This is a genomic window from Streptomyces sp. AMJ-169 (assembly GCF_055597585.1).
Genome location: NZ_JBVLTJ010000006.1, coordinates 400,357 through 413,001 on the forward strand (window position 1 = coordinate 400,357; position 12,645 = coordinate 413,001).

General features: G+C 70.8%; 14 protein-coding genes. 9 read left to right on the forward strand and 5 right to left on the reverse strand.

What is annotated here, in order from left to right:
• Positions 1-81: 81 nt before the first annotated feature.
• The gene (locus ACYUD3_RS17835; protein ID WP_470970675.1) at positions 82-1,431 is read left to right on the forward strand and encodes an aminotransferase class V-fold PLP-dependent enzyme; all 1,350 of its coding nucleotides are present in this window, start codon (positions 82-84) and stop codon (positions 1,429-1,431) included.
• A gap of 100 nt (positions 1,432-1,531) precedes the next feature.
• On the opposite strand, the gene ACYUD3_RS17840 is transcribed toward ACYUD3_RS17835, so the two are convergent.
• A complete protein-coding gene (locus ACYUD3_RS17840; protein WP_470970677.1) occupies positions 1,532-2,506 on the reverse strand; it encodes a carbohydrate kinase family protein in 975 nt (324 codons plus the stop codon).
• A gap of 133 nt (positions 2,507-2,639) precedes the next feature.
• Between ACYUD3_RS17840 and ACYUD3_RS17845 the strand changes: the two genes are divergently transcribed.
• Both ACYUD3_RS17845 and ACYUD3_RS17850 read left to right on the forward strand, forming a co-directional pair.
• Positions 2,640-2,852, forward strand: a complete 213-nt coding sequence (locus tag ACYUD3_RS17845; protein ID WP_470970680.1) for a hypothetical protein — start codon at positions 2,640-2,642, stop codon at positions 2,850-2,852.
• Between the two features lie 119 nt (positions 2,853-2,971).
• Positions 2,972-4,975 carry an ICP22 family protein gene (locus tag ACYUD3_RS17850; RefSeq protein ID WP_470970682.1) on the forward strand — a complete coding sequence of 668 codons (2,004 nt, stop codon included), beginning with the start codon at positions 2,972-2,974 and terminating at the stop codon, positions 4,973-4,975.
• 65 nt (positions 4,976-5,040) lie between these two features.
• Here the strand turns inward: ACYUD3_RS17850 and ACYUD3_RS17855 are convergent, their stop codons facing one another.
• Positions 5,041-5,397 carry an iron-sulfur cluster assembly accessory protein gene (locus tag ACYUD3_RS17855; protein ID WP_046727393.1) on the reverse strand — a complete coding sequence of 119 codons (357 nt, stop codon included), beginning with the start codon at positions 5,395-5,397 and terminating at the stop codon, positions 5,041-5,043.
• Between the two features lie 232 nt (positions 5,398-5,629).
• Between ACYUD3_RS17855 and nadA the strand changes: the two genes are divergently transcribed.
• Positions 5,630-6,829 (forward strand): quinolinate synthase NadA, encoded by a 1,200-nt coding sequence (nadA, locus tag ACYUD3_RS17860; RefSeq protein ID WP_470970685.1) that lies wholly within the window; start codon positions 5,630-5,632, stop codon positions 6,827-6,829.
• Positions 6,830-6,851: 22 nt separating this feature from the next.
• Here nadA and ACYUD3_RS17865 read toward each other — a convergent pair whose 3' ends face one another.
• The gene (locus ACYUD3_RS17865) at positions 6,852-7,682 is read right to left on the reverse strand and encodes an alpha/beta fold hydrolase (protein WP_470970979.1); all 831 of its coding nucleotides are present in this window, start codon (positions 7,680-7,682) and stop codon (positions 6,852-6,854) included.
• An 83-nt stretch (positions 7,683-7,765) separates the two neighbouring features.
• On the opposite strand from ACYUD3_RS17865, the gene ACYUD3_RS17870 reads away from it, so the two are divergent.
• Positions 7,766-8,233 carry a MarR family winged helix-turn-helix transcriptional regulator gene (locus tag ACYUD3_RS17870; protein ID WP_470970687.1) on the forward strand — a complete coding sequence of 156 codons (468 nt, stop codon included), beginning with the start codon at positions 7,766-7,768 and terminating at the stop codon, positions 8,231-8,233.
• A gap of 11 nt (positions 8,234-8,244) precedes the next feature.
• Here the strand turns inward: ACYUD3_RS17870 and ACYUD3_RS17875 are convergent, their stop codons facing one another.
• The gene (locus tag ACYUD3_RS17875) at positions 8,245-8,781 is read right to left on the reverse strand and encodes a GNAT family N-acetyltransferase (protein WP_470970690.1); all 537 of its coding nucleotides are present in this window, start codon (positions 8,779-8,781) and stop codon (positions 8,245-8,247) included.
• Between the two features lie 105 nt (positions 8,782-8,886).
• Entirely contained in the window at positions 8,887-10,182 is a 1,296-nt protein-coding gene (locus ACYUD3_RS17880; protein ID WP_470970692.1) for an XRE family transcriptional regulator, read from the reverse strand.
• Between the two features lie 197 nt (positions 10,183-10,379).
• On the opposite strand from ACYUD3_RS17880, the gene tgmA reads away from it, so the two are divergent.
• The 4 genes from tgmA to ACYUD3_RS17900 are packed head-to-tail and all read left to right on the forward strand — an operon-like array spanning position 10,380 to position 12,638.
• Positions 10,380-10,595 (forward strand): putative ATP-grasp-modified RiPP, encoded by a 216-nt coding sequence (gene tgmA, locus ACYUD3_RS17885; RefSeq protein ID WP_470970694.1) that lies wholly within the window; start codon positions 10,380-10,382, stop codon positions 10,593-10,595.
• A 35-nt stretch (positions 10,596-10,630) separates the two neighbouring features.
• Entirely contained in the window at positions 10,631-11,230 is a 600-nt protein-coding gene (locus ACYUD3_RS17890; protein ID WP_470970697.1) for an MvdC/MvdD family ATP grasp protein, read from the forward strand.
• Positions 11,231-11,247: 17 nt separating this feature from the next.
• Positions 11,248-11,448, forward strand: coding sequence for a hypothetical protein (locus tag ACYUD3_RS17895; RefSeq protein WP_470970699.1), 201 nt, complete (start codon positions 11,248-11,250; stop codon positions 11,446-11,448).
• Positions 11,445-12,638 carry a protein-L-isoaspartate O-methyltransferase family protein gene (locus ACYUD3_RS17900; RefSeq protein ID WP_470970701.1) on the forward strand — a complete coding sequence of 398 codons (1,194 nt, stop codon included), beginning with the start codon at positions 11,445-11,447 and terminating at the stop codon, positions 12,636-12,638. Before ACYUD3_RS17895 ends, ACYUD3_RS17900 begins: the two co-directional genes overlap by 4 nt.
• Positions 12,639-12,645 lie beyond the last annotated feature (7 nt).

Sequence of the window (12,645 nt, forward strand, 5' to 3'; positions counted from 1 at the left end):
GCTTGTCGCGCCCCGCGGCGGAGCCGCTATAGGTACAGTCCCGCGCCCCTTTTGGGCACAGGTTCGTTCTACCGTTTCCCCATGTCCTTCTTCGACTCCGCCTCCGGTGCTCCTCTCCATCCCGTCGCCCGTCAGGCCCTGTTGGCCTCTCTTGACGAGGGGTGGGCTGATCCGGGCAAGCTGTATCGGGAGGGGCGTAAGGCTCGCGTTTTGGTCGATGCCGCTCGGGAAGCCGCTGCCGAAGCTGTGGGGTGTCGGGCCGATGAGATCCGGTTCACCTCTTCTGGGACACGGGCCGTGCAACTCGGTATGCGTGGGGTGTTGACGGGCAGGCGCCGGATCGGACATCACCTGATCGTGTCATCCGTCGAGCATTCTTCTGTGCTCCATTCAGCCGAGGCGGCCGAAGCGGAGGGGGCGACGGTGACTTGGGTGCCCGTCAGCCGTCGGGGGGCCGTCGCGGTGGACGCGTACGAGGGTGCCGTGCGCGCCGACACCGCGCTCGCGTGTCTCCAGTCGGCCAACCACGAGGTGGGGACCGTGCAGCCGGTCGAGGAGGTCGCGGAGGTGTGCCGGGCGGCCGGGGTGCCGTTGCTCGTCGACGCCGCGCAGTCGCTGGGGTGGGGGGCGGTCTCCGGGGACTGGTCGGTGCTCACGGGGAGCGCGCGCAAGTGGGGCGGTCCCGCCGGGGTCGGGCTGCTCGTCGTGCGCAAAGGGGTGCGGTTCGCGGCGCGGGAGGACGAGGAGTTCGGGAACCTGCCGGCGATCGTCGCCGCCGTCGCCTCGCTGCGGGCGGTGCGGGCGGAGGCGGCCGTCGAGGGGGCGCGGCTGCGGGAGTTGACGGCGCGGATCCGGGAGCGGGTGGCTCGTGAGGTGGGGGACGTGGAGGTCGTCGGCGATCCCGACGCGCGGCTGCCCGGGATCGTCACGTTCTCCTGTCTGTACGTCGACGGGGAGACGCTGCTGCACGAGCTGGACCGGGAGGGGTTCGCGGTGTCCTCCGGCTCGGCCTGCACCAGCGACACACTGACGCCCAGCCATGTCCTCAAGGCGATGGGGGTGCTGAGCGAGGGGAACGTGCGGGTGTCGCTGCCGGTGGGGGCGGCGGAGGGGGAGGTGGAGAGGTTCCTGGGGGTGTTGCCGGGGGTGGTGGGGAGGGTGCGGGAGAAGTTGGGGGCGGGGCCTGCGGTGGTGGTGCAGGGGGCGGAGGAGACCGTCGTCGACTCGTTGGGGAAGCGGTGTCCGATTCCGGTGATCGAGCTGGCGAAGGTGTTCGGCGGGGTGCCGGTCGGGGGTTTGGTACGGGTCCTGGCGGACGACGAGGCGGCGCGGCTGGACATCCCGGCGTGGTGTGAGATGCGGGGGCAGGAGTACGTAGGGGAGGAGGCGACGGAGAAGGGGCCGTCATTTTTGATCCGCCGGATCAGCTGACGGGGTCAAGGGGCGCGGGGAACTGCGCGACAAGCCACAATCCGCCCGCACCCGACAACGCACCCCCAGAGGCCCCCCTCTAGTCGCCCCCCCACCCCCCTTACTTCAAATGCGCCTGCACCTCAGCGGCCGCCGCCTCCCCGTACGCCTTCCCGAACCGCTCGATGAAGTGCCCCCGCCGCAAGGTGTACTCCTGCGTCCCCACCGTCTCGATGACGAGAGTCGCCAGCATGCACCCCACCTGAGCCGCCCGCTCCAGCGAGACCCCCCACGCGAGCCCGGACATGAACCCGGCCCGGAACGCGTCCCCGACCCCGGTCGGCTCGGCCTTGCGCTCCTCCTGCGGGGGACCGACCTCGATGACCGGCTCGCCCTCCCGCTCGATCCGCACACCGCGCGCCCCGAGGGTCGTCACCCGGTGCCCCACCTTGGAGAGGATCTCCGCGTCGGACCACCCGGTCTTGCTCTCGATGAGCCCCTTCTCGTACTCGTTGGAGAAGAGGTAGGTCGCGCCGTCGAGGAGGATGCGGATCTCCTCGCCCTCCATGCGCGCGATCTGCTGGGAGAAGTCGGCGGCGAACGGGATGCCGCGGGTACGGCACTCCTCGGTGTGCCGGAGCATCGCCTCGGGGTCGTCGGCGCCGATGGAGACGAGGTCGAGGCCGCCGACGCGGTCGGCGACGGTCTTGAGCTCGATCTGGCGGGCCTCGCTCATGGCGCCGGTGTAGAAGGAGCCGATCTGGTTGTGGTCGGCGTCGGTGGTGCACACGAAGCGGGCGGTGTGCAGGGTCTCGGAGATGTGCACCGACTCGGTGTCGACGCCGTGCCGGTCGAGCCAGGCGCGGTACTCGTCGAAGTCGGCGCCGGCCGAGCCGACCAGGATGGGGCTGGTGCCGAGCTGGCCCATGCCGAAGGCGATGTTGGCGCCGACTCCGCCCCGGCGTACGTCCAGGCTGTCGACCAGGAAGGAGAGCGAGACCGTGTGCAACTGGTCCGCGACGAGCTGGTCGGCGAAGCGGCCGGGGAACGTCATGAGGTGGTCGGTGGCGATGGAGCCGGTGACTGCGATGCGCACGGCGGGGAGTCTCCTGTGGGGAGGGGGGATTGACAGTTCACGCTACCCGCTCGCCCTTGGGGCCCGGCAAGACGCCGAAACTACCCGATAGTAGATCTTTCTCCGCGAGAGTGATCATGTCTACGGTGCTTGTATGACTCACTTCGAGCGTTCTTCCAGCGCAGCCCCAGCCGACCTGGTGAACGACCTTGCGTCATTGCGCACCGACTGCGCCCGGATGTCCCCGCACTGGACCCCGCCGGAGCACAGCCCCGACCACCCGGTCCCCCCGTCGGACATCCTCGGCGTGACCGTACCGGCGGCTTCGGCACGGCTGGTGGCGGGGATGGCGGAATTCGGCTCCTGAACAGGGCGCATCGGAGAGGGAACCGTGCGCTCCCCCGCTGCGTCCCATCGCCGTCCCCCGTAAAGGGGAGGTGGGGTACGACCCCGCAGGAGCAGTTGCGCAGCCGAAGGAGCGATGCGGTGAACACCGAGCGACCCGACCACGAGGACACCGTGGCGGAGGGGGCCCAGGAGGCCACCGAGGAGAGCACGCCTGCCGCTCAGACCTCCGGTGGTACGACGGAGAGGGTGGCGGAAAAGGGCACGGAGAAGGAGGGGGCGCGGGCCGGGGGAACGTCCGAAAAGACGACCGAAAAGGGGGCGCCGGAGGGGAAGGGGGAGGAGGGGGACGACGGGACGCCGGCCGGGGACCCGCCTGCCGCGGACGCCTCCGACGGCAAGGCGTCCAGCGATACGGCCCCCGGCGAGAAGGCCGACGCCGCCTCCGAGGCCCCCGCCCCCGCCTCCGCCCCCGAAGAACCTCCCGTATCCGAAGCCGCCGCCACCCCCGAGGCCGCGCCCCCCGCCGACAACACCCCCACCGCCGGCAAGGGCGACCCCCTCGAAGCGGTCCCCTCCGGCAAGGGTGACCCCCTGGAGGCCGTCCCCTCTGCCCCCTCCGCCGAGCAGAAGCCCGGCGCCCCCGAAACCCCCCTCCGGGCAGTCCCCGACGCCGACGAACCCCCCATCCCCCTCCACCCCCTCTCCCCCACCACCCCCACCGAAATCACCCCACCCCGCCGCCGCTCCCCCTTCCTCATCGCCTCCGTCGCGGCCGCCGCCGTGCTCCTCATCGGCAGCGGTGGCGCCCTCGTCGCGGCGAACACGCACTCCGCGGCGAGCGGTGACGACAAGGCCAGCGCCGGTACACCCTCGAAGAACCCTCCCGCGCTCCCCCTCGACGGGTACACGCCGGTGAGCACGAGCGGCGGCGGCAACGGCATCGCCCCAGGTGAGCCGAACCCGTACGGGACCACCTACCAGGCCGCCGGCGCCCTCCCCCAGGGCCCGGCCGCCGCCCCCGTCTACTGGGCCAAGGGCCAGGTGGACGAGGCCGAGGTCACCAAGCTCGCCAAGGCCCTCGGCCTCGACGGCACCCCGACGGTGAGCGGCACCGACTGGACCGTAGGCGCGGGCCAGGACGGCAGCTCCCCGGTGCTGCGCGTCAACCGCACGGCCCCGGGCACCTGGACGTACACCCGCTACTCCCCCGGCTCGGACAACTGCGTGGGCCGGACGATCTGCGGCAAGCAGCCCCTGACCACCGGCGACCCGATCGGCGAGGCCGCGGCGAAGAAGGCGGCGGCCCCGGTCCTGAAGGTCCTCGGGCAGGACGACGCGAAGGTCGACGCCGCCCAGACGCTCGGCGCACAGCGGCTCGTCGCCGCCGACCCGGTGGTCGGGAACCTCCCGACGGACGGCTGGACGACGGCTCTGTCGGTCGACGCGCAGGGCGAGATCGTGGCCGGCAACGGCCAGCTGGCGACTCCGGCGCGGGGAGCGTCGTACCCGGTGCTCGGGGCCAATGAGGCGCTCGCGTTGCTCAACGCGGCTCAGGTCGGGCAGGGGCGGATGGGGATCGGGGGGTGTGCGGTGCCGGTGCCGCTGAAGGACCGGCTGGAGGAGCCGTGCGGGCGCAGTACGGATGCGCCGAAGGCCGCCTCCAGCGTCGTCACCATCTCCAGCGCCGCGTTCGGGCTGGCCTCGCACACCGTGAAGGGTGTCGAAGTGCTGGTGCCGTCCTGGCTGTTCGCGGTGGACGGGAGTACGCCGTACACGGTCAACTATCCGGCGGTCGAGCCGAAGTATCTGACGGACACCTCGACCCCCTCGCCGTCGGCCAGCAGTCATGAGGTGAAGGTCGACAGCTACACCGCCCAGGGCAACGACCTGACCGTCCGCTTCACCGGCGGGGTCTGCGCGGACTACGCGGTGAGCGCGAAGGAGACGGACGGCGAGGTGACGGTCACCGTGACCGCGACGCCGTGGCCGGACAAGGTGTGCGTGATGATCGCGAAGGTCTACGAGCGGACCGTCGAACTGAAGCAGCCGCTCGGCGACCGCAAGGTGGTCGGCGCGGACGGCAACGAGATCCCGGTGCTGCGGGCGGGCTCCCGGGTCCAGCAGCCGGTGCAGCCGCAGTAGCGGTTTCCGGTACGACAAAGGCGGCGCCCTCTTTCCTCGGAAGGGGGCGCCGCCTTTTCGCGGGCCTAGCTGAACGAGTCGCCGCAGGCGCAGGAGCCGGTCGCGTTCGGGTTGTCGATCGTGAAGCCCTGCTTCTCGATGGTGTCGACGAAGTCGATGGAGGCGCCGCCGAGGTAGGGGGCGCTCATGCGGTCGGTGACGACCTTGACGCCGTCGAAGTCCTTGACGACGTCGCCGTCGAGCGAGCGCTCGTCGAAGAAGAGCTGGTAGCGCAGGCCGGAGCAGCCACCGGGCTGGACGGCGACGCGCAGGGCGAGGTCGTCCCGGCCTTCCTGGTCGAGCAGGGCCTTCACCTTGGCGGCGGCGGCGTCACTGAGGATGATGCCGTCGGTGGCGGTGCTGGTCTCGTCCGATACGGACATCTACATCTCTCCCGGGTTGTACGGAGACTGCTTGGTGACGGTGGTAACCGACGGGACTGCGGATTCATTCCATGCTCGCACATGGCGGGGGCGCGGAAAATGCCTCGCCGGGGGCGGTGAACGGGGGCACAGGGATTCACGTCACATCGACGTTATGACCATCGTCAAGCTGACACTAAGCGGGTTATCATAGATAACGTCAATTCGACGAAAAGTAGAAAGGGTGTGTGTCGTGACCACCGCCCAGACCCCGCAGCTTCCGTCCGCGCGGCTCGATGTACAGCCGTCCCCGCTCGCCCTGCTGCTGCTCGGCCGGGAGGCCGACCCCAGGAGTGAGCGCGGCGTCGAGTGCCCCGGTGACCTGCCCTCGCCGTCCGACCCCGATCTGATCGAGCGCGCCCGCGCGGCCAAGGAGAAGCTGGGCGAGAAGGTCTTCGTGCTCGGCCACCACTACCAGCGCGACGAGGTCATCCAGTTCGCCGACGTCACGGGCGACTCCTTCAAGCTGGCCCGGGACGCGGCGGCCCGTCCGGAGGCGGAGTACATCGTCTTCTGCGGCGTCCACTTCATGGCGGAGTCGGCCGACATCCTCACCTCCGACGACCAGAAGGTCGTCCTCCCCGACCTCGCGGCCGGCTGCTCGATGGCCGACATGGCGACGGCCGAGCAGGTCGCGGAGTGCTGGGACGTGCTGACCGAGGCCGGGATCGCCGACCAGGTCGTGCCGGTGTCGTACATGAACTCCTCCGCCGACATCAAGGCGTTCACCGGGCGGCACGGGGGGACGATCTGTACGTCGTCCAACGCCGAGCGCGCGCTGGAGTGGGCCTTCGAACAGGGCTCGAAGGTGCTCTTCCTTCCCGACCAGCACCTCGGGCGCAACACCGCCGTCCGCGACCTCGGCCTGTCCCTGGAGGACTGCGTCCTCTACAACCCGCACAAGCCGAACGGCGGGCTCACCGCCGAGCAGCTGCGGGACGCCAAGATGATCCTGTGGCGCGGGCACTGCTCGGTGCACGGGCGGTTCAGCCTGGAGTCGGTGCAGGACGTGCGGGCGCGGATTCCCGGGGTGAACGTGCTGGTGCACCCCGAGTGCCGGCACGAGGTCGTGGCCGCCGCCGACTACGTCGGTTCGACCGAGTACATCATCAAGGCGCTGGAGGCGGCGCCGGCCGGGTCCAAGTGGGCCATCGGGACCGAGCTGAACCTGGTCCGCCGGCTCGCGGACCGGTTCGCGCCGGAGGGCAAGGAGGTCGTCTTCCTCGACAAGACGGTGTGCTTCTGCTCGACCATGAACCGGATCGATCTGCCGCATCTGGTCTGGACGCTGGAGTCGCTGGCCGAGGGGAAGCTGATCAATCGGATCGCGGTGGACCCGGAGACGGAGAAGTTCGCGAAGCTGGCGCTGGAGAGGATGCTGGCGCTGCCGTAGCAGTTTGTATGGGGAGTTGGCTCTACGCCCGCGGCCACTTGCTGTCGCCGTCGGCGTGGAGCTCCGCCAGGAACGCGGTCAGTTCGGCGTCGAAGCGGCGCGGGTCCTCCATGTTCGGGTAGTGCGCGGTGCCGGGGACGGTCGCGGTACGCCCGTCGGGGACCAGCCCGATCAGCCGGTCGGCCATCGCGAGGTGATCGGGCGCGTCGACGCCGCCGTTGATCGCGCACACGGGTACGCCGATCCCGCCGACCCGCTCCCACGTCCCCATGACCGGCACCCGCGTGTCCGGCTCCCCCGCGCTGTGCTTGCTCAGCGTGTTCAGCCCCATCTCCCGTACCAGCCGGACGACTTCGGGGTCGACGTCGGCCGTCTCGCGGTACGGCCCGACGGTGATCCGGGTGAACGCGTCGGCCCACCCCGCCAAGTCCCCCTCGCCCAGCGCCCGTTCCTGCGCGGCGACGTTCTCCCAGCTCCAGGGGTCCGCGAAGACGGGCTCGCTGGTGCCGACGCCGCTGACGACGAGGGCGTGGACCAGTTCGGGGTGTTCCAGGGCGCAGTCGACGGCGGTCGCGCCGCCCATGGAGAGGCCGACCAGGACGGCCGGCTCGGCGTCCAGTCCGCGCAGCAGTGCCGCGAGGTCGTCGGCGGGGCGGAAGGGGGCGGTGGCGTTGTCGGAGGAGCCGTGGCCTCGGGCGTCGTAGGCGATGACGCGGTGGTGCGGGGCGAAAGTCTGGAGCTGCCGCTCCCACATGCGGTGGTCGGTGTAGCCGCCGTGGAGGAAGACCAGGGGCGGACCGGAACCGGCCTCGCGGTAGGCGAGGCGGCCGTCGGTGGTCTGGAGGTAGCTCATCATGACAACCAAGGTGTCATCTGGCACCCTGTTTTGACAACCAAGGTGTCACCCAACGGCCCCCGGCTGTCACTCTTGTCCGCATGAAGCACACCCCTCCCAGCCCCGATGCCCTGGGCGAACGTCTCACCGAGGTGTTCGACCTGGTCGGCCCCCTCTACCGGCGCGTCAGCCGCGCGGTGGAGGCGGCGGCGCCCGTCGAGGGCCTGTCGGTGGGCGTCCGCGCGATCCTGGACCTGCTCCGCACGGGCACCCCCATGACCGTCCCCCAAATGGGCCGGAACCTGGCGCTGAGCAGGCAGTTCGTACAGCGGATGGTGAACGACGCGGCGGGTGACGGCCTGGTGGAGTCCCTCCCCAACCCCGCCCACCGCCGCTCGTCCCTGATCCGCGCGACCCCTGCGGGGCTCGCGGCGATTGCCGCTGTGCGGGCTCGGGAGCATGAGTTGTTGCGGCGGGTGGGTGGGGGGTTGTCCATGGGGGACATTGATTCTTGTCTGCGGGTGTTGGGGGCGATGCATGCGTTGTTCGCGGACGTGGAGGTGGATTGAGCCCCTTCCGGTCAGCGGGTGCGGCGGATCATCACGGTCAGCGGCGGCGAAGCCGGTGACGGGCGGCTCCGGCCGATGTCCTCGTACCCCCACGACGCGTAGAGCGCGTGGACCTTTCCGTCCCCGGCGGCCGCATTGACCATGAGCGTGATGTACGGCTCGGGGCGGGCGGCGAGGAAGGTGTCGTGGATGCGGCGAGCCGTGCCGGTCTTGCGCCACGGCGGCCGGACGCCGATCTCCTTCAGAGCCGCGGCCGGCCGCTCGGTGTGGTTCGCCGCCGGCGGGGGGCTGGTGCGCTGCCAGTAACGGTCGCCGTGCTCGATGGTGTTGCCGTAGGCGTAGCCGACCGGGAGACCGTCCGCGTAGGCGAGGACGACCATGAATCCCGGCTCCGCCCCGTGCCGCTCCAGCCGCTCACCGAAAGCGGCCACCGCGTAGTTGGGGAGGTGGAGCAGGGGGGCGCGCACATCGGCGTACGCATCAAGGATGTCTCCTCGTGCCGGGTCGAGGGCGGTGAATGTGCGCAGTTCGGCAGCGGGCGTCGGCATACGGTGATCCTGTCCGTTGATGTGAGTCTGAACTCAACGCAGACGGCGAATGGCTGGGGCTGTCCTTGCGGTATCCACCGATGTGCGGTGGCCGCGATGCCTTCGTCATCGCGGACCAGGCCCATGCCATCCCCACGCGGCAGCGTGTTCGGCCCAGGTCTGCGCTGTCGTGCCGCTCGGGGCGATGGCACGTAGTGCGGCGCCGAACTCTTGCAGCATGCGGGTCACCCGAGGGTGCTGTGTGGCGGCTTCGGGAGCGACTTTCAGCGCGGTGGCCGCGGCGGCGTCGGCGGCTCGTTGTCCCAGCTGGGCGTGTGCGAGCCTGGCCGTGGTGATGGCTCTCGACCGGGCCATGTGGGGCCGGAGGGCCGACAGGCAGCGATGGGCGTGGAACTCGGCGGTCGGGTAGTCGCCGAGCGCCAAATAGGCCGACAGGGCCAATGAGTCCAGTTCGGCCTGGTCGTAGAAGGCGAGCATCCACAGCGGCCGGAAGTCGGCGGGATCGGCGCGCAGCATGGCGTCCTGCGCTTGTTCGAGTGCGCGGCGGGTGCCGGTACGGTCCTGTGTCGCCCCCTGGATCGCACCTTGCCTGGCCAGACCGAGTGACGCGAACAGCGGATCCCTGCGCGTGAGGTGCAGATTGCGGGCGACATCGTTCGCGGCGAGGGCGTCCGCCGGGCGGCCCAGGTGCCGGTACATGCTCCCCGCGTGGCTCCAGATGCGGAACTTGATCGCCTGGTCGCCGGACATCTCGGCGAGCGCCTGGGCCTCACGCATATGGGACTTGGCGTCCTCGTAGCGACGGCCGTCGATGGCGGCCCACATCGCCGACGAGCGGAACGCCGCCGCGGAGGCGTAGAGGCTGCCGCGCACCCGCTGGGTGGCGCCGCCCGCGTTCTGGAGGTTCAGCGCCTCGTCGGCGAGCCCCGCGGCCCGCTGTTCGATGCCGAGTTGCCCGCCGTGGCGGTGGTCGCTGGCGACGATCTCGGCGAAGCGCTGCTGAAGGCGCTCGACGTCGCTCATGCCGATACGCCGCGACGCCCCTGCGCCGGGCACCGCTGTCACGGCGGCGGCAGCCGCGATGCCGCCGACCAGAGTACGGCGCTTCATGTCGGGGTCCTCCTGCTGCGTGAGGGGCGAGGCGGACGGGTTGCGGCCCCGGGGAACGAACCCGAGAGCGACGGCCGGTAAGCCCGTGACGTCCTCAAGTGCCTTGCGGGTCGCCGATTTCGGCCAGCGGACCCGGCCCGCCTTCCAGTCCCGGACCGACGATCCGTCGAGCCCGCCGAGCCGCCCGGTCAATCGCCCCAAAGCGTTGTTCACCGCGTCCGCAAGGCTGTTGGAGCTGTAGCCGTGTTCGGCCATCCACGCCTCAAGGACGACGTTGCGCGTGGCGTCCATTCCGGCAAGGTAGCGCTCCCGCTCCTTCGCCCTAACCGGATTGTCACGCAAGGGAGTTGTCTGGTCACCAGCTGCACCGAGACGACGTGAAGGCTTTACGACCATGACGAGTCGCCCCACCTCAGTTCGAGCCACGGCAGTCGGCCGGCTCGCCGACCGGGCCGTGGACACCACTCCCACGAGAGGAACGACGGACCATGAGCGCCACGACCCCCGAGAAGATGCCGTTCGCCATGCGTTTCGCGGCGCGGCAGACCCTCACTCCCCCGGACAGCACCGGGGTGACGTACGACCGGACGCTTCAGATCGCCGTCACGGCGGAGGGCAACCCCTGGTCGGCCCTGGACGCCAAGGAGACCAGCAGCAACACCAACAGCGACAGTCGCAACGACGAGGGCACGGACATGTACTAGGAGCGCCCCGGACGGCAGCCCCCGGACAGGGAGCGGTGCTGGTCCTGACGAACCGGCTCGACGCGACCGCGGACCTGGTGGTGTCCCGGCTGAACGACCGGGGCGTACCGGTCTTCCGCTGCGACACCGCCGATTTCCCCCAGGAACTCACCCTGTCCGCGACGCTCGGCGCGGGCTGGACCGGCGTACTCGACGACGGACACCGCCGGCTCGGCCTGGCCGACGTACGGGCCGTCTACTTCCGCAGGCCCGAGGAGTTCCGGCTGTCCGACGGCATGTCCGAGGCCGGACGGCGGTTCGCCGCCGCCCAGTCCCGGGCGGGCTTCCTCGGCGTGATCGGCTCCCTGCCGTGCCGGTGGATCAATCACCCGGCCCGTGATCAGCAGGCCGGTCACAAGCCCTGGCAGCTCCGGGTCGCCGAGCGGCTCGGGCTCCGGCCGCCCCGGACCCTCGTCACCAACGACCCCGCGGCGGGACGGAAGTTCGCGGCGGACATCGGCGCCCCGGTCATCACGAAGTCCTTGGGCGCCCCGGTCGACACGGTCGTGATCGACCCGGCGGACCTGGACGACTCCGTCCGGCTCTGCGCCCATCTCTTCCAGGAGTGGATCGAGAAACGGACTACGCGAATCTGACGTACAGGACCACCTCCGTGCCCGCAGCCGTACGGGACGGGGTGAACGCCTTCATGCGTCACTTCGGGCTCCTCTTCGGGGCCTTCGACTTCATCGTCACCCCTGAAGGCGACTGGCGGTTCCTGGAAGTGAATCCCAACGGCCAATGGCACTGGATCGAACAGAAGACGGGCGTACCGATCGCCCGGAGCATCGCGGAACTGCTGGAGGACGGATGACGAACGGCGTCGACGCCAGGGCACGTGCGCTGCGCCTGGGCCTGGCGGACGAACTGGAACGCGACGGGTCGCTGCGCTCGCCCGAGTGGCGGGCGGCCGTCGAGGAGGTGCCCCGGCACCTCTTCCTGCCCCGGTTCTTCAAGGACGCGCCCGGACCCGACGGCATCACCCGCTACACACCGGTCGGCGAGAGCGCGGACCGCGACGAGTGGCTGTCCCTCGCGTACGAGAACAGGACCTGGGTCACCCAGCTCGACCACGGCCGGACCGGCTCCCGCGGCGAACCGGTCATGGGCACCCCCACCAGTTCGTCCACGGCACCGGGCGTGGTGATCCGCATGTTCGAGGACCTGCTGGTGGCGGACGGCACGTCCGTGCTCCAGGTCGGCGGCGGCACCGACTACTCGACGGCCCTCGCCTGCGCCCGGCTCGGCGACGGGCTCGTCACCAGCGTCGAGTACGACCCCCGGCTCGGCGCCGAGGGACGCGAACGGCTCGCGAGCCTGGGCCACCGGCCACGGATCATCACCGGGGACGGTGCGTACGGCCACCCCGGCGCAGCGCCCTACCAGCGCGTCATCGCCGCCTACTCCCCCACGCACGTCCCCCGGGCCTGGCTGGAACAGGCGGCGCCAGGCGCGTTCGTCCTCGTGTCGCTCACGGGCGCGCTCGGCGCCTACGGCTACGTACGGCTGCGGGTGACGTCCCCGACCATGGCGCAAGGGGGATTCATCGACGGCGATGTGTCGTTCATGGCGTCCCGCGCCACGCACCGCCCGGACATCGGCCCCCTCATGCGCGCGGCACTCGCCGCCCGGCCCGCTGCCGAGCCCGTCGGACCGAGCCTTCGTGCCTCGGACCTGGCGGACCAGGGGCTGATGTGGGCGGCCCAGACCGCCCTGCCGGGCACCCTGCGGGTCGCCTTGTCCACCGAAGGCGTGTCGGGGATCTGGCTGCTGCATCCCGACGGCTCCTGGGCCGTCCTGGAGACGCCCGACGGCGGTGGCGAGGCGCGTGCCTGCCAGGGCGGGCCGCGCTCCCTGTGGTCCGAGCTGGAGAAGGCCGCCGCCCACTGGCGGTCGGCAGGCCGACCCGGTGTCGAGCGGTACGGGCTCACGGTGACGCCCGCCGCCAACACCGTGTGGCTGGACCATCCGGCCCAGGAGGTCGGGACGCTCGGTCCGGTGTAGGCAGAAG